This window comes from Paraburkholderia sp. D1E (assembly GCF_052682275.1).
On the sequence record NZ_JBQYMB010000001.1, the window covers coordinates 2446272 to 2469204 of the forward strand.

Genomic DNA, 22933 nt, shown 5'->3' on the forward strand with positions numbered 1-22933 from the left:
ATCAGTCCTGTCCGTCCCTTAGGCGGCGCGCGGCGATCGAACGCAGCGTCCGATAGAAGAGGCCGGCGATGATCAGCGCGGCGAGCACTCCGCCCAGCATCAGCAACAACGGATGTGACGACAGCGCCCAGCGCAAGTATTCCTGCGGCGACAAGTGGCCGACATAGTACGCTTCGCCGTTCGACGTGATGGTGACGGTACGGCCGTGGATCACGGCCATCGCGCCTTGAATCCCCTGCAGCACGTCGGCGTCGAGCAGGGCGGCGGACAGATCGGCGTCCGACTGGCCGGCCGCGCTCACCAGCGCGACGGCGCTGCGGTTTTTCTGCAGCGGCGATTCGAAACCGGTCAGGAGCGCGTCGCCGTTCGAACTCACGAGCGTCAGGTCGGCACGCGCCGGCGAGCGTTCGACGCCGCGTTCGCCATGCCACCAGTCCTCGAGTTTGAAGACGACGTCTGAGAGCGCGAAGGTCCGCGAATCGCCGTCGCTGGAGAACGGCATCGACCTGGCCCAGCGCTGCAGCAGCGGTTGCTTGCCCGGCGCGCCGAAAATCAGCAGATCCTTGTTGGCGTACTTGTCGACGTCGTCAGCGGTGCCAACCATGACGCCGTTCACCGGATAACCCGTCGAGGCACCCATCCGGCCCATGGTCAGCAGGAACAGGCTGTAGTCGCTCGAATCGGCCTCGTTCGGCAAGACCACCGCGGTCTCCGAGAGGTCGGCCATGCGCGTGAACGGGAAACCGCTGTTGGCGAATGCGGCCAGATCGGGCAGCGCCATGTAATGCGGGAACGACGAGAGGTCGATGGTCGAGTTCGGATCGATCGCGCCGACCACGTTTTCCAGCAGACGGCCGTGACATTCGCCGGTGTTCGGAATGTCGTAGTAGAAATGCAGGCGCACTTGCGCGCGCGGCGTCAGCAGCAGCGGCGGAATATGCACGGTGCGGCGTGCTTCGGCAGTCTTGTCCGGCAAAACGCGCGCGAAGTAATGACTCAGATCGAACACGGAGGCCGACTCGGCCGGAATCGGCAGCGCTTGCACGAAGCCGTCATTGACGCTGACGTTCAGCGACGAACGGTCCCGCAGTGGACGCACTGTGTAGCGGTAGCGCAGATCGATCGGTGCGCCCTTGGTGTGCCACATGAACAGATCGGGCGGCACGCGCAGATTGACGCGCACGGCGTCGGCATCATAGCCGGACACGGTCAGGTCGCGCGCGTCGGCGAGCTCGCCGAAACGCACTGGACGGTTGGTCGGCAGCCAGTTCGGCGCGTCGTACGGCGCACGCGGCGCGAGTTCGTTCAGCTGCGTGATTGTCGCGCTCTGTCCGCTCAGCGTGTTCTGGCCGATGCTGAGTGCCTTGGCGGCCGTTTTCAGTTCGGCTTCGGTGCGGCCGAGTACGAGCAGCAGCTTGCCGCGCGCCGGCGCTTCACGATCCACCACGGCAATAGTCGGGCCGGAAATCGCCGGAATTGTCACGCCGGCCGGGCGCTGGTCGTCGGTCGCGAACACCACCGCGTTGCCCGACAGGGGCACGTTATCCAGTTGCGCCGGAAACAGCGCGCCGCGATAGCCGGCGAGCGCACCGAACCATGACGCGACGATGCCGCCCGCTTCGAGCATCGTGGCGCCGGGTTTTTGCGGAAACACGAACGGCAGCTCGAGGCGGCGCACGTCGCGGCGGTCGAAGAATGGTTGCGGCAGGGCAGCCAGGTCCGGCTTGCTGGTGAGCGACGCGTAGGTCAGATCGAGCGAACTCGCATTGCTGACGGTGGCCCACAGCGACGAATTCGCCGGGTCTTCGCAGCTCGTCGTGTAATGGCCGATCAACTGCACGTTCAGGTGATTGAATTCGGTGATGAAACGCGGATCGATCGAGATGTCACGCGCCACCAGCATGCCGGCCTGTTCGTGCGGCACCGGCAGCGTTGCGGCGACTTCGCCATTCACCAGCACTTTTAGCTGGGAGATATTCGCGAGCAGCGCGGGCGAGTAGCTATAGACCAGATGCAGGATGGCGCCCGTCACCACTTCGTCGCCGCGCACCGAAAACGCGACGCCGTTCTGGCCGTCGGTGCCGCGCAGTTGCAGCGGATCGTGCGCGCCGAGGTCGGCGAACGTGAGCGTTTGACGGCGGCCGCCGGGCACCAGCGTGCCCGGTTCGGCGGTGGTCGGCGTTCTGATACCCAGGGCTTTTACCGACGCCGCGGCGAGCGCCGGCGTGGGCGTGGCCAACTGCGCCTGCGCGATCATGTTCGGATCGTAGACGACAGCCGCGCCCGGTGCAGGCACACTGCCCACGCCGGTGGCGACACGCGCAGACGGCGCGCTCTGGGCCGCTGTCGACTGACCAGCTTGCGAGGCACTCGCGCCGCTCATGGCCGCCGCGGCCACTTCAGTCGCCGAGGCCAGCGGCGCCGCCAACGCGGTCTGCAACGCGAGCCAGCAGGCAAGCCCGCGCATCAGGCGTTGCGAAGGGGAGCGTCCAGACCGACGTGGACGTGCCTCTGGTTCCATCCCACTGCGCTCGTGATTCGAGCGTTCGATGTTTGCCTTCGCCATCCTGTTGCCCATAGATCAGTCTTTGGTTTTTAGCTTCTTGACGTCCACCGGACGGCTTTTCATCGAGCTTCGAAGGTCGGCATAAAGATGCTCGAAGAGACCCGCAATGCCGCGTGCGCCGACCATCAGCACATGCGACAGACCGCGCAACGGTGTGTCCTGCTGACGCCCTTCGGCCCAGCCGGTCCATGCGTCGGCGCGCGCGAAAGTGGTCTTGACGAACTCGTATTCCTGTTCTCGCGTCATCGCGGAGAAGCGCAGGCCTACGCGGCCCGGTTCCGTGAAACCGACGGTGGCGGGGAAGGCATATTCCTCGTCGCCGCGAAACAGCGATACGGTCACGCTTTCGTGCATCGGCACTTCGATCGCGGCGGGCAGCGCCACGCCGACGCCGCCTTCCGAGTAATCGATGGTTTCGCAGGCGAGCGTGCGGCCGGTCGAGAATTTCAGCATCACGGGCATCGTCATCGCCACGCGGTGCACCGCGCGAATCTGCCGGCGCTCGCTTGCCGCCGCCACGCTCGCGCCGAGAATCAGCATGTTGTAGGTGGTCCAGGCGAGGTTCAGGATGGTCGTGTTCACCACGCTGCGGATGTGCAGGTTCAGATAGATATGCACGATGCCGACCACAAAGCCGATCAGGTTCAGCAACAGCAGGAACAGATACGGCCGCGAGATCGCCCAGTCGAAGTAGTTCTTCTCGATCTGGCCACCCTTGGCCGTCACGTTGAATTTGCCGAGCTTCGGGTTGATCAGCGCGAGCAAGGTAGGCGCGGTGATGTACGACGCCAGCACCGATTCGTAGACTTCAGCCCAGAACGAATGGCGGAACGAGCGCTGCATCCGCGAGTTGGTGATGCTCGCGTGGAACATGTGCGGCAGCGCGTAGATCGCGATCGTGCTGGCGGCGGCTTCGATCACATGCGCGCCGAAGAACAGATACGACAGCGGCGCGGTCAGGAACACCAGACGCGGGATGCCGTAAAAGAAGTGCATCATCGCGTTCAGATAGCATAGCCGCTGGCCGATTTTCAGGCCCTTGCCGGTCAGCGGATTGTCGATCCGGAAAATCTGCGTCATACCGCGCGCCCAGCGAATCCGCTGGCCGATGTGGCCGGAGAGACTTTCGGTGGCGAGACCCGCCGCTTGAGGAATCGCCAGATATGCCGTGGTGTAGCCGAGGCGGTGCAGTTTCAACGCGGTGTGCGCATCTTCGGTAACCGTTTCGACTGCGATGCCGCCGATCTCTTCGACCATGGTTCGGCGCAACAGCGCGCATGAGCCGCAGAAGAAGGTGGCGTTCCACAGATCGTTGCCGTCCTGCACGAGCCCGTAGAACAGTTCGCCTTCGTTCGGCACTTTGCGGAAGGTGCCGAGATTGCGTTCGAACGGATCGGCGGAGAAGAAGTGGTGCGGCGTTTGCAGCATCGACAGCAGCTTGTCGCGCAGGAACCAGCCGAGGCCGATCTGCAGGAACGAGCGGGTCGGAATGTGATCGCAGTCGAAGATCGCAAGGTACTCGCCCTGGGTGATCTTCAGGGCTTCATTGATGTTGCCGGCCTTCGCATGGCGGTTGTGCGTGCGGATCGTCCAGTTGACGCCGACTTCCTCGCAGAACGCCTTGAACTCGGGACGGCGGCCGTCGTCGAGTACGTGGATCGAAATCTTGTCGGCCGGATAGTCGAGCGCGAGCGCCGCGTAGATGGTGGGCTTCACCACCGAGAGCGGCTCGTTGTAGGTCGGGATGAACACGTCGACGGTCGGCCACAGCTCGCGCGAGGTGGGCAGCGGCATCGGCGTGCGTTTGAGCGGCCATGCGGTCTGGAAGTAGCCGAGCAGCAGCACGATGGTCGAATAGACTTCGGCCGACACCAGCAGCAGCCCCCACGCGGCATCGAGCGGATGTTCCCAGTAAGTCGTCGAGGTCAGCCGCCAGTACATATAGCGGCCCGAGGTGACCACCGAGAGCATGATCATCACCATCGTCGCGTAACGGCCAGGCAGGCGGCGGAACCACAGCGCGGTGACGAAGCAGCAGGTCGCGAACGTCAGTTGCTCGTAGAACGCGAGTGGCACCGTGAACACGAAGTACAGCATCGTCAGGGCGAACAGCGTGACCAGACCCGTCACGATGCGGCTGTTCCAGAAGCGTGCGTCGACGAAGCGTTCGAGCCGCGACGGCTCGCCGGCCTCGATGTCCTGCGACTGAGGCGTGCTCATGCGACGTTCCTTGGCGAGACGGCGATCGCGTCGACCGCCGTCATCAGCCAGTTGCCACACGAACGAAAATCGGCGGCCGCCTGGCTGAGTGGATCGTAGTGAATCAGCGTGGTGTCGCACGCGAGCGCTTCGCTCACGCCTTCGTCCAGATGGATCACGCCCGGGAAGAGTTTGCCGCCGAGCATCTGGCGCAAAACCTTGAGGACGTCTTTGGTCAACTGGCGCGACTGGTCGATCTGGTTGATCACGTAGCCTTCGCCGCCGAACTCAGGGCGCGGCGCCGCATACGTTTCAATCAGCCGTTCCATTAACGGAATGGCCGCGTACGAAGCAGCGTCGGCGAGCACTACGTTCAGCGTGAAGGTGGCCGCGCACAACGCAGTGCGTACATACAAGGACGAGCCCGGCGGCGTATCGATGATGACGATGTCGGAGGCGTCGAGCCGCAGCCTTTGCAGCGACTGCGCGAGCCATCCCGGCTCCTGGTCGATATGCGCTTCGAAGCGGCGGCGGTCGTCTTCGAGCACCGCGCCATAGGGCACCACGGTCACTCCGTCTACGCCGTCGAACATGACGGTTTGCCAGGGATCGCCCGTCAATGTGGCACGCGACAAACCGTCGATGCTGTCGAGCGGCACGCCGAAATGCAGACGCAGCGCGTTCTGCGGATCGAGGTCGAGGGCAATCACGCGCCGGCCGCTGGCGGCCAGCACAGACGCGAGATTGGCGGCGAGGGTGGTTTTACCGACCCCGCCTTTGGCGGACACGACCGCGATGACTTTCATGAGCGACGAGGGCCGTTGACCAGCCACGAGTTGGAGGCGGCGGGCGTGGCGGCGCGCGGTGCGCCGGCCGGCGCGGCGGCCGTTTGTGCGGGTGTGCCGCGCAGACGGTCGAAGACCGATTGCAGCGGCGCGGATTCGCCTGGCGCGGCGGCAGCTTGTGGCGGCACGGGTTCGGGTTCCGGGGCGAACAGTTTGCCGAGGATCGACGCGGGCGGCCTGGGTGCTGCGGGTGTCATCGCGGAGGTGGGGGCGGGCGCGAGTGCTTGCGCCCATGTTGGAGCTTGGGCCGGCGCTTGCGCCCACGTTGGCGCGGGTGCAGCGACTGGCGCCGGTGCGGCGGCGCGTGGCGTGAGCGGCGGGATCCCGGCGCGCGGCGTCAGCGTGTTGGATGGCAGGCCCGCCATAGCTTGCGTGACTGGCGTTGCCGGCGTGCGGAACTGGGCCACCGGCGGAAGACTTGCAGGCGGCATGGCCGGAGGAACCGGTGCGGTGGCCACCGGCGCTGCTGGTGCGGATGGCGGCGCCGCTTCATCGTTCGTTTCGAGCGCGCCGAAACGCGAAGCGCCACTCGGCGCGGCAGGCTGAGCGGCGACGACCACTGGCGGAATGTCCCGCCGATGTGACCGGGTAAACAGAGGGGCCTTCGCACGTGTGACCGAGGCAGCGTCTTTGGGCGTGGTGTCCTGGCGATCGGCAGCCGGCGCCGCGTCTTGCGCCAATGCCGTGCTAGCAGGTTCGCGGCGCTGCCCGATCGCGGGAATCGTCGGTTGTGTCAGATCAAGTGTCACCAGCAGCGGCCAACGTGTGCGCGCCGAACGCGCTTCGTTTTCGCGGCCGATTTCTTGGTACGCGCTGGCGTCGCCGCCAAAATGATCGAACAGTTTCTCGATATCGCTCGATGAACTCATAGTGCCGCCGTCTTGTTCATGACTTGCGTTGCCTCGATCTTTTTACTTTTTACTTACTCCGCTCAACCCGGGTGCCGGCCCAACCGGAACTCGATCGAGGTATCCGTGCCGTACTCGCTCGTTTGCGCCACCGACAGGCCCTGCGCGCCCAACGCGCTCAACCAGGTCTGATAGACGCCTTCGAGAAACGCAGGGGTCCATGCGAGCGCCGGGTTGCCAAACGCTTGCAGCGGCGCACAGTAATGCACGATGCGCAGCGATTCAGCTTCGTCGGACAACTCGACGTAGCCCCAATCCATGTCATGCCAATACAGATTCAATACCTGAGCGAGCTCCGCAGTCGACCCGCAAGCCGGCAACTGATGCGCCGCGGCAAACCGGCAGCCTACGCGGTACATCAGTTGGCGCAGTTCGTCGCGACCGATCTGCGCTTCAAACTCCGTTGCCAATGCAGTCAGCATGCCGCGCCATTGCGGCGAGATCTGGCGTTCCAGCAGGTAATCGAGAATTGGGACCATGTTTTCCGGGAAGTGGCCGTTGCTTCGGCCGTGTATAAAAACGGGTGCCGACGGTCGAATGCAAAGTGAAAGTGTTACGGAAAGCCGCGCGTTGCACGCGTCCAAGGTTATTTTTACCGGACTGTCTAGTCTGTCCGCCACACTTCGGAGGAGTCTACTTAAGACAGTAAGTTTTAGCCACTTTACATTCGTCTGCGTTATACGAGCAAACGATTGCGGCGGATGCCGGTCAATCACGTAATTTTTGTTGGTCGAATGGCTTTTTGCGCTTCCTTATTGCGGTTATCCCTGGTGAAAGTGTTCACGATCGATGCTGGTATGCACAAAGCATGTCTCGCACGACTCATAAACAGCGTCGGTATGCCGTTTGGAGTCCGGCTTGTTGAATGCTTCGCTGCCGCCAGGGGGTGGGACGAAATCGCGTGAGGGCGGTGTAGCCCTTACTGGGCGGGGCGCAATTCTATTTGCGGATAGGGCATAAATATTTGTCAGACGGTTGCCGTTATACATTGGCCGAGTGACCGGAGCCAGCCTGATATCTATCAATATGCTTTCTACCTCAACGAAGCGACTGTCCGATTCCGGTTTGCGCGATCGCTTTCATAAACGATCGCTGGAACACCAGCGTCCACTTTCGATCGTGACGATGGCCTTTACCGTTGTCGCGTTCCTGTGTTTCGTGGGGGCGCGCAACCTGGTCGACGGCCCGGCGACGCCGCTCGCTTACCGCCTTGCCTGCGCGCTGGTGCTCGCGCTGCTGGTGATGGCGATTCCACGCGCCGGCTCGAGCCGGACGTTCGGCGCAATCGGTGTCGCGTACTCGCTGGTGCTGGTAGCCGGTCTCGTGCTGAACGTCTCCGGCGTCGAACAACCGTTGTTGTGGATACTGCCGGCCATGGTTGCGATCCCGATCTGCGCCGCGCCGCTATGGCTTACGCCAACGCATTTCCTCGTCGGCAGTGCGATTTTCTATGCGGCGGCGTTTGCCTTGCTATTCGGCGAGCCGCGCACGCATGACGTCGACGTGGTCGTGTGGATGTGGATCGCGGCGATCGGCATACCGACTTCCGCTGTGTTTCACTTCAGCTTCTACCGGTTCCGGCGCAATCACTTTCTGCTCGAGAGCCAATTGGCGCAACTCGCTGCGACCGATCCGCTGACTGGTTTGCAAAATCGCCGTGCGTTTGTGAAGCAGGCCGAGCGACGGCTCGACGCCATGAAGCCCGATGCACGGGTCAGCGCCATATTTCTCGACATCGACAGTTTCAAATCGCTGAACGACCGCTTCGGCCACGCGGTCGGCGACCATGCGCTGTACCAGGTCGCCCAGGTGCTGATGGAGGAGACGGCCGCGGACGACAGCGTGAGCCGGATCGGCGGCGAGGAGTTCGCGGTGCTGCTGCGCGACGGCCTGGCCGGCGCACTGGCGCTCGCCGAGCGCCTGCGCGGCGCGATTGCCGTGATCGAGCGCCCTGACGGCCATCTGACCGCAAGCTTCGGCGTGGCCGAACACCGGAGCGGCGAAAGCATCATGGTATTGCTCGACCGTGCCGATGAAGCCTTGCTGCGCGCCAAGCATTCGGGCAGAAACCGCGTATGCGCCGAACGCGCGTTGCCGCTCGATGCGCTAAAAATGCTCTCCGCCGATATGCTTGCCGAGGGCGAGGCGGTGGCGCCGCGGCATCTCTGGGACGACTATTACCTGACTTCGCACTTCCAGCCGCTCTATAGTTTGTCGCATCAGAAGCAGGTGGGCTTCGAGGCGCTGCTGCGAGGCGAGCAGAACGACGGCACGCTGGTGCCGCCCGTGGTGCTGTTCGCGCCGAAGCCGTCCAGCGACGAAGGCGCACTCGATCGTGCGAGTCATGCCGTGCATCTGGCCAACGCGCGCAAGTCGTTGCCCGGCGACGCGTGGCTGTTCCTCAACATTCTGCCCGCCACGTTTATCTCCGAAGGCTATGCGAATCAGCTCGCCATGATCGTGCGAGCGGTGGGGCTCGAACCTGAGCGAGTGATTCTCGAAATTCTGGAGTCGCATGGCGGCAGCGTCGACGACATGTCGCGCGCCGCGGCTGTGTACCGCGAGCACGGCTTCCTGATCGCCGTGGACGATTTCGGCGCGGGTCAATCGAATCTTGACCGGCTGTTCCGGATTCGGCCGGATATCGTGAAGCTCGACGGCGAGCTGATTCGCGCGACCAGTCACGGCTCCGGGCAGCCGATCTTGCCGAAGCTCGTTTCGCTGTTGCATCAGGCGGGGATGCTGGTTGTCGTGGAGGGCGTGGAGACCACTGAGGAGTTGATTCTTGCTGTTGAGTCGAATGTGGATTTCGCGCAGGGGTATCTGCTTGGACGGCCGGCTGCCGAGATTGCGCGGCCGGAGTCAGTGCATCGGCGGATCGATGATGCTTTCGATGTGATTGCCCAGGGGAGGGCGTATCAGTATGCGTTGTTCGAGTCGGAGGTCGAGCCGTATCGGTCGGCTTTGAGCCGTGCCGCTGATGATTTGCTGGCGGGCGCTTTGATGGATCAGGCGTTTGCTGTGTTGGCTACGTTTGATCGCTGTATCAGCTGTTTTATTCTGGATGATTCGGGGCGGCAGATTGGGCATGAATTGCGTGGGCCGGCCTGGAGTAGCGAAGCGGCCTCGCTGCATCCCGTGGCCAATCCTCGCGATGCGAGATGGGATCATCGGCCTTATTTCCGTAATGCGGTTTTGTTGCCTGGGGTTGCTGTGGCTAGTAATCCTTATCTTTCTTTGGCCAGTGGCCGGCCTTGTATTGCTGTTACTTTGGCTTTGCAGTTTGCTGCTGAGAGGTCTGTTATTGGGGTGGAGATGGATTGGTCGGCGGTGGGGTTGCCTTGGCCGGCGGGGGAATAAGGGGTGGGGTTTTTGTTTACCTGCGGTGTTGGGGTTTTGCTTGGTTTTTTTTGCCTGCTCAGCGCTTGGTGTCTGGTTGCCTATGGCGTTGGCCTTTCCTTCATCGGGCTTCTTTGGCTATTGGCCTTTCCTTGAATTGTTATTGGTTTATTAGCGTCGCCCCTGTGCGGGGCAGGCACCTACTTTTCTTTGCCTGCTGCAAAGAAAAGTAGGCAAAAGAAAGCAGCTCACACCGCTAGCTTATAAGCGGGCCCCTTGGCTTGGAGGGGGTAGTGGTGCATCTGGAATCTGTGCTCTCGCACATTCGGCGTGAGTGACAAGGCAGTCATGCTTACGGCGGCGCTGCGCGTGCCGAAGCGTGCTTCAAACGCCATGCGCTACGTTTTGGTGCCCGAGCTTCTTTCAACGACTGGGCTGGCCGTTGCTTCACCTATGCTCTGATAGAGGCGCTGGTGATTCATTCACATCAGCCTTCCGCAGAGGCGGAGCTGAAGGTTCCCACCACGCCACCGAAGCCCCGTGTTTCCATATAGCACCATCCTCGCCGATACGAAGCCGAAGGCCCCACCGCACCTAAACGAAGCCTCTGATTTCCCATGCAGACTCATCCGCGACGCACGCAGTGCGGAGTGGGAGCGGATGAGCCCCTTGTCACTCACGCTGAATGTGCGGGAACACAGATTCCAGATGCGCCACTATCCCCTCCGAGCCAGGGGACCCGCTTATGAGCTAGCGGTTTGAGCTGCTTTCTTTTGCCTACTTTTCTTTGCAGCAGGCAAAGAAAAGTAGGTGCCTGCCCCGCACAGGGGCGACGCTAATAATCCAATAACAATTCAAGGAAAGGCCAACGCCATAGGCCAACAGACAGACAGACAAACAAACGCCCCGCAGGCAAAAAAAATCAAGGAAAGGCCAACGCCACCGGTAGGCAAACAAGAAAGCGCCGCACAGGCAAACAACTCAAGTAAAGCCCAACACCGCAGGCAACCAGACACCAAGCGCCGCGCAGGCAAACAAAACAGTCATGCCTCAATACCCGCCCTTCACGGGCATTGCCACTCCGGCAGTCTTCTTGTACGAGGCCGCCAAATCTGCGGCCGCCCGGCTCAACAACCCCGTATCTGTCCCCACTGCAACAAACGTCGCGCCCGCCGCCATGTACTCGGCGGCGATCCCCGAATCCGGCGCCAGTACCCCCGCCGCTTTGCCGGCGTCCCGCACCTTCCTGATGCCGTTGCAAATCGCCTCGCGTACGCTCGCATCACCGGGCTTGCCCAGCAATCCCATCGATGCACTCAGGTCCGACGGACCAAAAAAAACACCGTCTACTCCTTCCACCGCCGCAATCGCGGAAAGATTCTCCATTCCCTGTACCGTCTCAACCTGTACCAGTACACACAACTCGTCTGCCGCGGTGTTCAGGTAGTCCGGTATCCGGTTCCAGCGCGAAGCCCGTGCCAATGCACTGCCCACGCCGCGAATGCCCTGCGGCGGGTAGCGCGTGGCCGCTACGGCGTCCGCGGCCTGGTCCGCTGTGTCGATCATCGGGAGCAACAAGGTCTGTGCGCCTATGTCGAGCAATTGCTTGATCAACGCGCTGTCGCTGCGCACCGGACGCACCACCGGATGCGATGCATACGCGGCCACGGCTTGCAATTGCGCCAGTGTGCTGCGCACGTCGTTCGGTGCGTGCTCGTTGTCGATCAGCAACCAATCGAAACCGGCGGTAGCCAGCAACTCGGTTACGTAGGCGTCGGCGAGCGCGGCCCATAGGCCGAATTGCGGTTTGCCCTCTGCCAGCGCGCGCTTGAATGTGTTTTTCGGTGGGGACATGTCGATTAACTCAAATGAACTCAAATGAAATTCAAACCAATGCCGCCCAGCGGACCATAGTCGACGTGGAACGTGTCGCCCGCCCGTGCCGTGATCGGACTCGTGAACGAACCGCTTAGAATCACGTCGTTTGCATTCAGCATCTCGTCGTATGGGGCGATCTTGTTCGCGAGCCATGCAACGCCAGTGGCGGGATGGTTCAGCACCGCGGCTGCCAGTCCGCTTTCTTCAACAGCGCCGTTCTTGTAAAGCAATGCGCCGACCCAGCGAAGGTCGACGTCCATCGGACGCACCGGACGGCCACCCAATACGATGCCGGCGTTGGCCGCGAAGTCCGAGATGGTGTCGTAGACTTTGCGCGGCGCCTTCGTCTCGCGGTCGAATTGTTCGATACGCGCGTCGATAATCTCCACTGCGGGAGTCACGTAGGCGGTGGCGTCTAGCACGTCGAATAGCGTGACACCGGGGCCCTTCAAAGGTTTGCTCAACACGAAGGCCAATTCCACTTCCACACGCGGCGCAATGAAACGGTCGGCGCGGATGTCCTGACCGCTTTCGATGAACATGCTGTCGAGCAGCGGCGCGTAGTCGGGTTCGTCGATCTGCGAGGAACGCTGCATGGCGCGTGAAGTCAGGCCGATCTTGCGGCCCTTGATCACATGGCCTTCGGCCAGTTTGAGTTTCACCCACTCGCGCTGGATCGCGTAACCGTCCTGTACGGTCATCTCGGGATACTTGGCCGAAAAATGACGCAGTTGGGTGCGCGTTTTCTCGGCATTGTCGAGTTGGGCCGCGAGATCGCGGATAGTCTGTTCGTCTAGCATGATGGATTCTCTATAAGCCGCGATCAGGCATAGGTAGTAGGACCGAGCGCCAGGCTCGGGTATGAGGTCCGGGACTAGGCCTTAAGCCGCGCGTGCAAATTGTTGTGTTTCCATGTACCGGTTTCGCTGAATTCATTGATCTCCAGCGACAACGCCATACCGTGTTTTTCAAATTCAGCGGCGAAGTGCTGCTTGATCACTTCAAATAGCGCATCGCCAGTCGCCTTTTTTGCGGCGTCCGAGCGACCAGCGGCGATCTTCAGGTTCGCGTGCAGAAACGCGGCGTCGGCTCTGCCGTCGGCAACGCAGTACTGCTCGCAGCGCAAGGCGCGCACGCGGATGCCGCCGAGCGGATAAAGGCGTTGTTCGTTCTCGCGTTGTGCGTCGAGGCAAGCGGCGAGCGACGTGCAAAGCTGCCCGATGCTTTCTTCGCCGGCGAGATTGGCGCTGTATTCGAGTGTCAAATGCGGCACAGTAGGCTCCTTACTCAGGGCTTAAGCGGGTAGGGGCGTCACAGGAAAGATCGCGTTGATCTGGCCAGTGCCCGAACTGCCGAAATACGGCGTGACGACTTCAACCTTGCCGTCGTAACGATCCCAACCGAGCGCGCCGAGCAGCATGGCGGTGTCGTGCATGCCACCTTCGCCCCAGCATTTTTCGTTATAGAGCGGCAGCATCTCGCAGAAGGTCTTCCAGTCGCCGGCTTCCCACAGCTCGACCACCTTGCGGTCCATCTGTTCGAGAAACGGGCTCCACACCTTGTGCATGAACTGCTCGGCCGTGCCGTTATTGGCGAAGTGGTGGCTCAATGAGCCGCTCGCCAGAATCGCCACGGTGCCGGCGTAACGTTCCTCGATGGCCTTGCGCACCGCGAGGCCGAAGCGCGCGCTGGTTTCGAGGTCGTGCCACATGCACCACCCGGCTACCGAGACCGTCTTGAAGTGCTGGTCGCTATTCATATAGCGCATCGGCACCAGCGTGCCGTACTCGAGTTCGAGCGTGGTCTCGCTGTGCGCACGGCTTTTCACGCCCATCTCATTCGCAACTTCCGCGATCAGATCGCCGAGCCCGACATTGCCGGGATACGCGTACGGCATGTTCTTGATGAAATGCGGCAGTTCATTGCTCGTATAGACGCCTTCGAATTTCGGCGCGCAATTGATGTGGTATTCGCTGTTCACCAGCCAATGCACGTCGAATACGACGATCGTATCCACACCCAATTCGCGGCAGCGCCGGCCGATTTCATGGTGGCCGTCGATCGCGGGCTGACGGCAACCCTTATGCGGACCGTCGAGTTCGGACAGATATAACGACGGGACATGAGTGACTTTTGCTGCCAATGCGAGTTTGCCCATCGCGGTCTCCTATTCTGTGTGGCGCGCGAGGCACGATGGCCTCGCGCGAAAATGACCAGCGTTTCAGACGCCCCAGCGCGGAATGTGATGCGAGCCGAGCGACACGCACACGTTCTTCGGTTCGAGGAACACTTCGTAGCTCCACGTGCCGCCTTCCCGGCCCACGCCCGATGCCTTGGTGCCGCCGAATGGCTGGCGCAGATCGCGCACGTTCTGACTGTTGACGAAGCACATGCCGGCCTGAACCGCAGCGGCGACGCGCAAGGCGCGGCCAGTGCTCTCGGTCCAGATATAGCTCGACAAACCGTAGGAGATGTCATTGGCGAGTTTGATCGCGTCGGCTTCGTCGTCGAACGGGATCAGGCAGGCGACCGGGCCGAAGATCTCTTCCTGCGCGATCCGCATGCGGTTGTCGACATCGACGAATACCGTTGGCTGAACGAAGTTGCCTTTGCGCATGGCTTCGGGCAAGTCGGGTGCGTCGAGTCCACCGCATGCAAGGGTGGCGCCTTCTTTTGGACCCAGTTCGATATAGCTGCGTACTTTGGCCAGGTGCCCCTGGCTGATCATCGGACCAACGATCGTGCTGTCGGCCAGCGGATCGCCCACCGTCAAGCGTTTTGCACGTTCGATGAACCGCTCGGCAAAGCGCGCGTAAATCGAGCGTTGCACCAGAATGCGCGAGCCCGCCGTGCAGCGTTCGCCATTGTTCGAGAAGATCATGAATACAGCGGCATCGAGCGCGCGTTCGAAATCGGCGTCGTCGAAAATCACGAACGGCGACTTGCCGCCCAGTTCCATTGAAAACTTCTTCAGGCCCGCGGTTTGCACGATGCGATTGCCGGTTGCCGTCGATCCGGTGAACGACACCGCATGCACATCCGGGTGCGCCACCAGCGGCTCGCCAGTGTCTTTGCCGAAGCCGTGCACGACGTTCAGCACGCCGGCCGGAATGCCGGCTTCCAACGCGAGGTTGCCGAGCATCGAGGCAGTGAGCGGTGACAGTTCGCTCATCTTCAACACGGCGGTATTGCCGAACGCAAGACAGGGGGCGACTTTCCACGTTGCCGTCATGAACGGCACGTTCCACGGCGAGATCAGCGCGCAGACGCCGACTGGATGGAACAGTGTGTAGTTCAGATGCGTATCGGTGGGATACGTATGACCGTCGACGCGCGTGCACATCTCCGCGAAATAGCTGAAATTGTCGGCGGCGCGCGGCACGAGTTGCTTGCGCGTCTGCGAGATCGTCTGACCAGTGTCCTTCGTCTCGGTCTCCGAGATTTCCGGCACGTTCTTCGCGATCAACTCGCCGAGCTTGCGAATGATTTTTGCACGTTCCGCAGCGGGCTTGCCGGCCCACGCCGGAAACGCATCTTTGGCCGCGCGCACGGCGGCGTCGACTTCTTCCGCACCGCCGCGGGCGACTTCGGCGAGCACGTCTTGCGTCGCCGGATTGACGGTCTCGAAGTAGTCTTTCGCGGCGCTCGATTTGCCGTTGATCAGATGTTCGATTCGCATTGCCTTGTCCTTTCTTTCTGGTGTCGATCCGGGTTAGTGCTTCAGCTGTCGGCTGGAGTTTGTGCTTTAGCACTTACTCCGGCCCATGCAAAGCGCTTACTCCGATCTCATGCAAAGCCTGTCGATCAGGCGCGGCCAAAGTCCGCGTCGGATGCAATCGTATTGACAAGACGGCCAAGGCCGTCGATTTCGCAGACTACTTCGTCGCCTGCATTGACGTTGACGATGCCTTCCGGCGTGCCGGTCAGGATCACGTCGCCGGGTGCGAGGGTCATGAAGCTGCTCAGGTATTCGATCAACGCGGGGATATCGGTGACGAGATCGCGCGTGTTGCCGTGTTGCTGCCGCGTGCCGTTCACGAACGTGCGCAATTCGAGTTGCGTGACGTCTGTGACATCGGCCGCATCGACGAACCAGGGGCCGAGCACCGTGCCACCGTCGCGATTCTTCACACGCAGGTTGGGGCGGTAATAGTTTTCCAGGTAGTCGCGGATCGCGTAGTCGTTGGCGATCATGTAGCCGGCCACATGCTGCATGGCGTTTTCGCGCTTGACGTTCTGCGCGGTTTGGCCGATCACGACGGCCAGTTCACACTCGTAGTGCATGAAGGCGACGTCGGCAGGGCGGCGCGTGAAGCCACGGTGACCGATGACCGTGCCCGGGCCTTTGAGAAAGACCAAAGGCTCTTCCTGCTTGTTGAACTGCAATTCCTTCGCATGCTCGGCGTAGTTCAAGCCGAGCGCGAAGATCGTGCCGACTTCGACCGGTGCGAGCCACACCACCTCATCCTCACGACGCACGCGGCCGTCGGCGAGGCGCACGCCGTTGGCGTCCGGATAAGCCTCGTGAATCGCTCCTGCATACGCAACACGGCCGCGCATCATTGCTGTTCTCCATGTTGTTCTTCCGCGCCGGCAAACGACACCTCGAGCGGCGGCAAGCCGCCAATCGACAGCGTGGCCGTATCGCCGATATGCGCAACCGGCGAACCATGAGGCACGCCAAGCGTAATGACGTCGCCGGCGCTGAGCGTCATGAAATCGGTCACGTCCGCAATCAATTGAGCGACCTTGCGTACCGAGGATGCAGTACTGGCACTGAAAACCTCGCGTCCGGGAAGTGAAACCGTAATCGTCAGATTGTCTGGCGCAGCAACATGATGCGCGGCAACCACGGCCGGACCGATCACGCAAAACCCGTCGCGTGCCCGAAACCGTACCGAAGGCCGATACACGCTCGCATGCGGTACGCTCAGATCGGCGACCAGCGTGTAACCGGCGATGTAGTCCAATGCCTGGGCCGCGCTGACGCGTGTTGCAGTGCGGCCAATCACGATACCCAGTGAAGCGCCGACTTCCACGCCCAATGCATCGTCAGGTACGACGACACGCGCACGATGACCAGCGAACGTATTGCGCGGCTTCAGATAGAGAATCGGCGCTTTGGGCGGTGCTTTATACGGAGCGGCATGAACCGCATCGCCCAATGCTTCCAATGCGGCGCGGTCGTTCAGCAAGGTTCCATAAACTGCGCCGGAAACGGGCGCGCGGCAGGCTACGCCGCGTGCGAGCAGCGCGGCAACGGTGAGCGCATCCACGTCGCGAGGCAGCGCGTCGCCTTCGGGGTGTAGCAGGTGATCGGCAAGTGCAAACATAAATTAGCTGTCTCTCAGAGAAAACACTAACATGTTAGTATTATTGCGCTTGATATCATCCACGGTCAATAGCCTGTCGGCTGATTGCGGGTTTTCCCTTAAGCTTCGACGGCTGCCTTTTATTTATCTTCCACCATGTCCGCTTCCGCTTCTACCCGAGTTTTACACCGCAACCTGCCCATGCTGTTGCTGCGCGCCAGAGAAAAAATGATGGAGCGTTTCCGTCCGTTGATTACCGCGCACGGACTGACCGAACAGCAATGGCGCGTGATTCGCGCGCTCAATGAGCACGGCCCCATGGAGCCGCGCCACATTTCCGATATCTGCACGATTTCGAGCCCGAGCATGGCGGGCGTGCTTGCGCGCATGGAGAGCATGGAGCTGCTGACAAAGGAGCGTTTTGCGGAAGACCAGCGCCGCGTGCTGGTGTCGCTCACCAGCACGAGCGTGGATCTGGTGCGCGTGATCTCGAAAGATCTCGAGGCGCACTATCGCGAGTTGGAGCGCAAGGTGGGGCCGGAAATCGTCGAGCGCGTGTATCGCGCGGTCGACGATCTGCTTGCCGGCCTTGAAGAAGAGGACGAGTGAAGCAGCCGCTCAATTGCCCTGGCCGGGCACCGGGGCATTTGTAGCAGCGGTCTCCCTCAACCCAAGTAGCCACGGAATCTGGCTTTTGTCGTGCATGCCGAGCTTCTTGTACGCGCAGCGCAGATAGTGGCGCACGGTGGCAGGCGAAATCGCCATGCGTTGCGCGACTTCCTTGTGTGAGAGGCCGTCGCCGTACAGCTTGATCGCACTCAGTTCGCGTGGACTCAAACGGTCGAGCGGGGAGCGTTGGCGCGCTTCCAGCTGAAACAGGCCAACCACGGGCGAACAACTTACGGTTACCGTCTCGCCGACATACGGGTGGTCGGTGTCCGCATGCAAATGCGCAATCAGCGGCGCCGGCAGATGCTGGTTCTGATAGCCCGGCCACTCGCTGCGCAGAATGGTTTCGAACGCCTTATCCGCCTGGTGCACGGCACCGAAGCCGTCGCAGATCGCACGTGCAGGCGTTGAAACGCCTTCGCCACGCTCGCGCGTCAATTGAAACGAGCGGCTGATCGTAAGCGCCGCGCTTAAGTGCGGAATCACGTCCTCCAGCGTTTGCGCGTCCGCTGCGGAGAACGGTTTGTCGAGCGCGCGGCGATACACCGAGAGGAAGGTCGCGAGCCCGAAGCGATGATCGAGCGCCGACACCACCATCAGTTGCGCGAGCCCGTATTTGATTGCCCAGTTGCGAAAGCGCGGATCGATGCCGGGCGCCACGATCGACACTTCCAGCGCGCGGCCGTAGCGGTTCATCGAGCCGAGCGCGAGCGGATCGCAGTCGCGCACGCGCTGCCAGTCGGTAAAGAACTCGCCCGGCAATCCATAGACGAAGCTGTTGTGCATCACGGGACCGTTGGCCGTGTGCGTCGTCACGCCAGTCCAGCCGGCGTCGAACGGCAAATGCTGCGATAGGAGGCGGAAGAAGCCGTGCTCGAATTCGCCGATGCCGGTGCGGTTGGCGAGCGCATAGAGGTCGAGCAGGAAAAGGCTCAGGCCGCGCGCAGCGGTGCCGTTGCCGGAAAGCGTGCCTTCAAAGTCGGCGCTGCGCTGTTCGAGTGGCGCGCCTGCGTAATCGTCGAGCGGAATGGCAGGGGGCATTTCACCCCACTGATCGATAACCCGCTTTGTGTCCGCGGTGACTGTCACGCTGGCTCCTTCGGCTGTCGATAAGGCGCGTCCGGCTGCTCGCGCGGCGTGCCGATCGATTATACGTGGCGTTTTTTTGAAAAACGCAGCGACCGAAATGGCGCTACACCCCCTCATTTGAACGGCCCCGGGCCGCGGATGCCGCGCCGCGTCATTGCGCCGGGCCATTCAACATATCCACGCATGTCAATCGCACTGGGGCTTCACGCAAGCGCGTGCGGGTTTTCCATACCGTTCATCTGGACGTCTATTCAGCGCAATTGCCGCTACCGACACTGCCGTTGCACTCGATGAGGGATGCAGCCCGCAGCAACGGACACATTACAAAAACATCAGACGGTTTGGAGCTTCTCGATGAAACGAAACGTATCGCGGCAGCGCGGCGGTCGACGAAAGACATTGGCGGTATTGAGTGTGGCGGCCGGTTTCTGCGCCACGACCGCCCACGCGCAATCGAGTGTCACGCTGTACGGTCTGGTCGACGCCGGCATTCAGTACCGCACGAACGCGGACGGCCAGCACAGCGCGGTCAACTTGCAGAACTACGGCGTGTTGCCGTCGCAGATCGGTTTGACGGGCACGGAAGACCTGGGTGGCGGCTTGCAGGCGATCTTCCGCCTCGAGCAGGGCATCAACGTGAACGATGGCACGGCCACGGTACCTGGTTACGCATTCTTTCGCGGCGCTTATGTCGGTTTGACCGGCAAATTCGGCACCGTCACGCTCGGGCGGCAGTTCAGCGTGCTGTTCGATCGCACGGTTTTCTACGACCCGCTGCTGTACGCGGCGTACAGCGGACAGGGTGTGCTGGTGCCGCTGTCGGCCAACTTCATTGATAACTCAGTGAAGTTCAAGACTGCGGATTACGGCGGCTTCAGCGCCGAAGCATTGGCGGCGACCGGTGGTGTGGCGGGCAATTCGCGCTCGGGCCGGGTGCTGGAAATCGGCGCGCAATACGGCGGCAACGGCTACGGTATCAGTGCGGCGTTGCATCGGGCGCAAGGTACGGCATCCGGCGATGTGGATACCTCGGGACTGCAGCAGACCATTGGCACGCTGGCGGCGCATTGGGACATCGCGACGCTTTCGCTATACGGCGGCGCGGAACGGCAAACCGGATCGCTCGCGCCGTCGAAAACCGTGGCGTGGGGCGGGGCGCGCTACCAGATCGACAATTTCTTTGGCCTCGCGGGCGGTGTCTATCAAACCTGGTCGAACACGCCAAGCGTCGGTCATCCGACGCTGTTCATCGCGAGCGGCACCTATGCACTGTCAAAGCGCACGGTGGCGTATGTGAATCTCGGCTACTCGCGCAACAGCAGTCAAAGCTCGCAACCGGTCTATGAATACGACGCAACGTCGCTCAACGGCGCCTCGCAGTTCGGCGCGATGCTCGGCATGTATCACACGTTCTGATTGCCCGCCGCCGGTGTCGAGAACGCCGGCTGGTATTCGTCTCTCATAGCCCGCGTATCGGCTTTTGTTGCAACCGCAACCGTTACCTCTGAGCCCCATGAAAACTTCTTCGACATCTTCTTTTGCCACGGCCGCTGCGTCCGCGACATCCGCGGCGGCGCCGCGCGAATTCGCGACGTCCACGCTGCTGTCGCTGGTGGTGTTTGCTGCGATCACGCCGTTGTTGCTGCTCGTCGCGCCAGCAGTCGCTGCGCAACTCGGTGGACAGCTCGGTTTGAGCGCCTCGCAGATCGGCACGTATTTCTTCGTCGAACTCGGCGCGTTCAGCTGCGCGACCTTGCCATCGCTCTTGTGGTTGGGTCGAGTCGACGCGCGCCGTGTCGCGGCAATCGCCACGGCGGTGTTTTGCATCGGCAATCTCGCCACAGCGGTGCTGATGCCCGGCTTTGCCGTGTTGCTGGTGCTGCGCGCGTTGACCGCGCTCGGCGGCGGCACGCTGATGGTGCTGTGCATGACGAGCGCGGCGACGAGCGGCAATCGCGACCGCGTGTATGGCTTGTGGGTGGTGGGTCAACTGGTGGCTGGTGCGCTCGGCCTGTTCGTGCTGCCGCATCTGTTCGACGCGTTCGGTTTGCGGGCGCTGTATGTAGTGCTGGCCGCGCTCGCGCTGATCGCATCGCCGCTCACGCGCGGCTTCGATCCGGCCTTGGGCGGCGCCAGCGGCAAGCAGGTGCAACAGGCTGGGTCCGGCATCAACGGTACAGGCAGCAGGTGGTTTCTCGCGACGCTGGTGATCGGCGGCGTGCTCGCTTTCTATGTGGCAATCGGCGGCGTCTGGACGTTCGCGAGCAAGGCGGCGTCGCTCGCCGGACTCGACGCTGGCCACACCGGCGAACTGCTCGCGACCGCAAGCGTAATGGGAATCGTCGGCGCGGCAAGCGCATCGTTCATCGGCAACCGGATTGCGCGTGCCGCGATGCTGCTGACGGGTTACGCGATTCTCGTCGCGGCTTTGCTCGGTCTGTCGGCGCATCCAGCTTCGATGGGCTACGCCGCCGCGATCTTCGCCTTCAAGTTCGCGTGGACCTTTGTGTTGCCGTTCATTCTCGCCGCAGCCGCAAAAACCGATACATCCGGGCGTTTGATCGCCACGCTGAACTTCGTGATCGGCGCGGGGCTCGCAGTCGGTCCGCTGATCGCCGGTTTTCTCCTCGACGCGGGGGTGGGACTCAATACGTTGTTTCAGGGCGCGGCGTTGATCTGCGCGTTGTCTTTCGTTTGCCTGCTACGTGTCGAGCGTAGCGGGCGTGAAGTGCCGGGCGCGCGTGGGTGACCGTGCCGTCGAATCCGGTCGATTTGAATCCGCAGGTGAACTACAGGTAAGAGACATCATGAGCAAAACGGCATTTTTTACGGACGAACGCACTTTCTGGCATACAGGCGGCACGCATGCGCTGTTCTTTCCGGTCGGCGGCTGGGTGCAGCCGCCGTCGAGCAGTGGTTACGCGGAGTCGCCCGATTCGAAACGCAGGCTGCTGGCGTTGATCCAGGCCTCGGGGCTGGCAGCGTCGCTCGACATGCAGGGGGCGGAGCTTGCCACTGAAGACGATTTGCTGCGCGTTCATCCGCGGGACTATCTGAATCGCTTCAAGGCGCTCAGCGACACGACCGGCGGCGATCTGGGTGAGCTCGCACCGTTTGGCAAGGGCAGCTATGAGATCGCTGCGCTTTCCGCAGGGCTTGCCATCAGCGCGATCGACACCGTGCTCGACAAGCGGGCAAGCAATGCATTCTCGTTGTCGCGCCCACCCGGTCATCACTGTCTGCGTGACAAGCCGATGGGCTTCTGCCTGCTCGCCAATATTCCCGTTGCGATCGAAGCGGCGCGTGCGAAGCATGGCGTTGAACGCGTCGTGGTGATCGACTGGGATGTCCACCACGGCAATGGCACGCAGTCGATCTATTACGACGATCCCAACACGCTGACGATTTCGCTGCATCAGGACCGCTGCTTTCCGCCGGGTTACAGCGGCGCGGATGAGCGCGGCGCGGGTGCGGGCGTTGGAGCCAACGTCAACATTCCGTTGTTGCCGGGCGGCGGCCATGACGCCTATCTGTATGCGTTCGAGCGCATCGTGCTGCCCGCGCTCGATGCGTTCAGGCCGGATCTGATCGTCGTGGCGAGCGGACTAGACGCAAGCGCGGTCGATCCACTCGCGCGCATGCTGCTCCACAGCGAGAGCTATCGCACGATGACGCAACTGATGTGCGATGCCGCCGAACGATATTGCGGCGGCCGGCTGGTGATCGTGCATGAGGGCGGGTATTCGGAAGCGTATGTGCCGTTCTGCGGGCACGCGATTGTCGAAACGCTGGCTGACGTGCGTACGCAGGTGACCGATCCGATGCTCGATCTGGCGATCGCACAGCAGCCTAACGAGCGCTTTAAGGCGTTTCAGCGTGGGCTAATCGATGAGATGGCCGGCGAGTTTGGGCTGTCAACGCGTTAAGGGCTCAAAGGCTCCGCCGTGTCTAAAGGCCATGCAGCACCCAAAGGCCACGCAGCACCCAAAGGCTCCGGAATGTCTAAAGGCCGCGCAGCGCCCAAAGGGTCCACGGGCCTTGGGGCGTCTGGCCTTTCAGACGCACTGGGCCACTTGAAGTCACGGGCGTTGTCATCCTTATGGTCGATGCCGCCGGGCCCGAGGCCTC

General features: G+C 62.0%; 18 protein-coding genes. 5 read left to right on the forward strand and 13 right to left on the reverse strand.

Features of this window, described 5'->3' with window-relative positions; all coding sequences use genetic code 11:
* Position 1 precedes the first annotated feature (1 nt).
* From bcsB to bcsD, 5 genes are all read right to left on the reverse strand, one after another.
* Positions 2 to 2578, reverse strand: coding sequence for a cellulose biosynthesis cyclic di-GMP-binding regulatory protein BcsB (gene bcsB, locus ACUN0E_RS11110; protein WP_445566594.1), 2577 nt, complete (start codon positions 2576 to 2578; stop codon positions 2 to 4).
* 3 nt (positions 2579 to 2581) lie between these two features.
* A complete protein-coding gene (bcsA, locus tag ACUN0E_RS11115) occupies positions 2582 to 4786 on the reverse strand; it encodes a UDP-forming cellulose synthase catalytic subunit (protein WP_408241705.1) in 2205 nt (734 codons plus the stop codon).
* Entirely contained in the window at positions 4783 to 5571 is a 789-nt protein-coding gene (bcsQ, locus tag ACUN0E_RS11120) for a cellulose biosynthesis protein BcsQ (RefSeq protein WP_408508195.1), read from the reverse strand. Before bcsQ ends, bcsA begins: the two co-directional genes overlap by 4 nt.
* Positions 5568 to 6479 carry a cellulose biosynthesis protein BcsP gene (bcsP, locus tag ACUN0E_RS11125; protein ID WP_445566595.1) on the reverse strand — a complete coding sequence of 304 codons (912 nt, stop codon included), beginning with the start codon at positions 6477 to 6479 and terminating at the stop codon, positions 5568 to 5570. The genes bcsQ and bcsP overlap by 4 nt, the downstream gene beginning before the upstream one ends.
* 62 nt (positions 6480 to 6541) lie before the next feature.
* Positions 6542 to 6997, reverse strand: coding sequence for a cellulose biosynthesis protein BcsD (gene bcsD / locus ACUN0E_RS11130; RefSeq protein WP_408241697.1), 456 nt, complete (start codon positions 6995 to 6997; stop codon positions 6542 to 6544).
* Between the two features lie 547 nt (positions 6998 to 7544).
* On the opposite strand from bcsD, the gene ACUN0E_RS11135 reads away from it, so the two are divergent.
* Positions 7545 to 9878, forward strand: coding sequence for an EAL domain-containing protein (locus ACUN0E_RS11135; protein WP_445566596.1), 2334 nt, complete (start codon positions 7545 to 7547; stop codon positions 9876 to 9878).
* Positions 9879 to 10907: 1029 nt separating this feature from the next.
* On the opposite strand, the gene hpaI is transcribed toward ACUN0E_RS11135, so the two are convergent.
* The 7 genes from hpaI to ACUN0E_RS11170 all read right to left on the reverse strand — a co-directional run bounded on the left by hpaI (position 10908) and on the right by ACUN0E_RS11170 (position 17068).
* On the reverse strand, positions 10908 to 11711 hold the full coding sequence (gene hpaI, locus ACUN0E_RS11140) for a 4-hydroxy-2-oxoheptanedioate aldolase (RefSeq protein WP_445566597.1): 804 nt from the start codon (positions 11709 to 11711) through the stop codon (positions 10908 to 10910).
* A 20-nt stretch (positions 11712 to 11731) separates the two neighbouring features.
* Entirely contained in the window at positions 11732 to 12535 is an 804-nt protein-coding gene (gene hpaH, locus ACUN0E_RS11145) for a 2-oxo-hept-4-ene-1,7-dioate hydratase (RefSeq protein WP_408235823.1), read from the reverse strand.
* Positions 12536 to 12609: 74 nt separating this feature from the next.
* Positions 12610 to 13008, reverse strand: coding sequence for a 5-carboxymethyl-2-hydroxymuconate Delta-isomerase (locus ACUN0E_RS11150; protein WP_408235820.1), 399 nt, complete (start codon positions 13006 to 13008; stop codon positions 12610 to 12612).
* 21 nt (positions 13009 to 13029) lie between these two features.
* The gene (gene hpaD, locus ACUN0E_RS11155) at positions 13030 to 13893 is read right to left on the reverse strand and encodes a 3,4-dihydroxyphenylacetate 2,3-dioxygenase (RefSeq protein ID WP_445566598.1); all 864 of its coding nucleotides are present in this window, start codon (positions 13891 to 13893) and stop codon (positions 13030 to 13032) included.
* Between the two features lie 63 nt (positions 13894 to 13956).
* Positions 13957 to 15414, reverse strand: a complete 1458-nt coding sequence (gene hpaE / locus ACUN0E_RS11160; RefSeq protein ID WP_408338538.1) for a 5-carboxymethyl-2-hydroxymuconate semialdehyde dehydrogenase — start codon at positions 15412 to 15414, stop codon at positions 13957 to 13959.
* Between the two features lie 125 nt (positions 15415 to 15539).
* Positions 15540 to 16298, reverse strand: coding sequence for a fumarylacetoacetate hydrolase family protein (locus ACUN0E_RS11165; RefSeq protein ID WP_445566599.1), 759 nt, complete (start codon positions 16296 to 16298; stop codon positions 15540 to 15542).
* Positions 16295 to 17068, reverse strand: a complete 774-nt coding sequence (locus ACUN0E_RS11170; RefSeq protein WP_445566600.1) for a fumarylacetoacetate hydrolase family protein — start codon at positions 17066 to 17068, stop codon at positions 16295 to 16297. The genes ACUN0E_RS11165 and ACUN0E_RS11170 overlap by 4 nt, the downstream gene beginning before the upstream one ends.
* 180 nt (positions 17069 to 17248) lie before the next feature.
* Here ACUN0E_RS11170 and hpaR point away from each other — a divergent pair, with 180 nt between their 5' ends.
* Positions 17249 to 17656 (forward strand): homoprotocatechuate degradation operon regulator HpaR, encoded by a 408-nt coding sequence (gene hpaR, locus ACUN0E_RS11175; RefSeq protein ID WP_408235805.1) that lies wholly within the window; start codon positions 17249 to 17251, stop codon positions 17654 to 17656.
* A 9-nt stretch (positions 17657 to 17665) separates the two neighbouring features.
* Here the strand turns inward: hpaR and ACUN0E_RS11180 are convergent, their stop codons facing one another.
* On the reverse strand, positions 17666 to 18805 hold the full coding sequence (locus ACUN0E_RS11180; RefSeq protein ID WP_445566601.1) for a response regulator transcription factor: 1140 nt from the start codon (positions 18803 to 18805) through the stop codon (positions 17666 to 17668).
* 354 nt (positions 18806 to 19159) lie between these two features.
* Here ACUN0E_RS11180 and ACUN0E_RS11185 point away from each other — a divergent pair, with 354 nt between their 5' ends.
* The 3 genes from ACUN0E_RS11185 to ACUN0E_RS11195 all read left to right on the forward strand — a co-directional run bounded on the left by ACUN0E_RS11185 (position 19160) and on the right by ACUN0E_RS11195 (position 22731).
* Positions 19160 to 20221, forward strand: coding sequence for a porin (locus tag ACUN0E_RS11185; protein WP_445566602.1), 1062 nt, complete (start codon positions 19160 to 19162; stop codon positions 20219 to 20221).
* A gap of 97 nt (positions 20222 to 20318) precedes the next feature.
* Positions 20319 to 21554 (forward strand): MFS transporter, encoded by a 1236-nt coding sequence (locus ACUN0E_RS11190; protein WP_445566603.1) that lies wholly within the window; start codon positions 20319 to 20321, stop codon positions 21552 to 21554.
* A gap of 58 nt (positions 21555 to 21612) precedes the next feature.
* Complete coding sequence (locus tag ACUN0E_RS11195) at positions 21613 to 22731, forward strand: class II histone deacetylase (RefSeq protein WP_408484881.1); 1119 nt, start codon at positions 21613 to 21615, stop codon at positions 22729 to 22731.
* Positions 22732 to 22933: the final 202 nt, after the last annotated feature.

What these genes read in the sequence shown, in the direction of transcription:
- hpaD (WP_445566598.1), bottom strand. Translation starts at nt 13,893, where the DNA reads ATGGGCAAACTCGCATTGGCAGCAAAAGTCACTCATGTCCCGTCGTTA.
- hpaR (WP_408235805.1), top strand. Translation starts at nt 17,249, where the DNA reads ATGCTGTTGCTGCGCGCCAGAGAAAAAATGATGGAGCGTTTCCGTCCG.
- ACUN0E_RS11170 (WP_445566600.1), bottom strand. Translation starts at nt 17,068, where the DNA reads ATGTTTGCACTTGCCGATCACCTGCTACACCCCGAAGGCGACGCGCTG.
- bcsA (WP_408241705.1), bottom strand. Translation starts at nt 4,786, where the DNA reads ATGAGCACGCCTCAGTCGCAGGACATCGAGGCCGGCGAGCCGTCGCGG.
- hpaE (WP_408338538.1), bottom strand. Translation starts at nt 15,414, where the DNA reads ATGCGAATCGAACATCTGATCAACGGCAAATCGAGCGCCGCGAAAGAC.
- ACUN0E_RS11165 (WP_445566599.1), bottom strand. Translation starts at nt 16,298, where the DNA reads ATGATGCGCGGCCGTGTTGCGTATGCAGGAGCGATTCACGAGGCTTAT.
- hpaI (WP_445566597.1), bottom strand. Translation starts at nt 11,711, where the DNA reads ATGTCCCCACCGAAAAACACATTCAAGCGCGCGCTGGCAGAGGGCAAA.
- bcsB (WP_445566594.1), bottom strand. Translation starts at nt 2,578, where the DNA reads ATGGGCAACAGGATGGCGAAGGCAAACATCGAACGCTCGAATCACGAG.
- ACUN0E_RS11195 (WP_408484881.1), top strand. Translation starts at nt 21,613, where the DNA reads ATGAGCAAAACGGCATTTTTTACGGACGAACGCACTTTCTGGCATACA.
- bcsP (WP_445566595.1), bottom strand. Translation starts at nt 6,479, where the DNA reads ATGAGTTCATCGAGCGATATCGAGAAACTGTTCGATCATTTTGGCGGC.
- hpaH (WP_408235823.1), bottom strand. Translation starts at nt 12,535, where the DNA reads ATGCTAGACGAACAGACTATCCGCGATCTCGCGGCCCAACTCGACAAT.
- bcsQ (WP_408508195.1), bottom strand. Translation starts at nt 5,571, where the DNA reads ATGAAAGTCATCGCGGTCGTGTCCGCCAAAGGCGGGGTCGGTAAAACC.
- ACUN0E_RS11190 (WP_445566603.1), top strand. Translation starts at nt 20,319, where the DNA reads ATGAAAACTTCTTCGACATCTTCTTTTGCCACGGCCGCTGCGTCCGCG.
- ACUN0E_RS11135 (WP_445566596.1), top strand. Translation starts at nt 7,545, where the DNA reads ATGCTTTCTACCTCAACGAAGCGACTGTCCGATTCCGGTTTGCGCGAT.
- bcsD (WP_408241697.1), bottom strand. Translation starts at nt 6,997, where the DNA reads ATGGTCCCAATTCTCGATTACCTGCTGGAACGCCAGATCTCGCCGCAA.
- ACUN0E_RS11185 (WP_445566602.1), top strand. Translation starts at nt 19,160, where the DNA reads ATGAAACGAAACGTATCGCGGCAGCGCGGCGGTCGACGAAAGACATTG.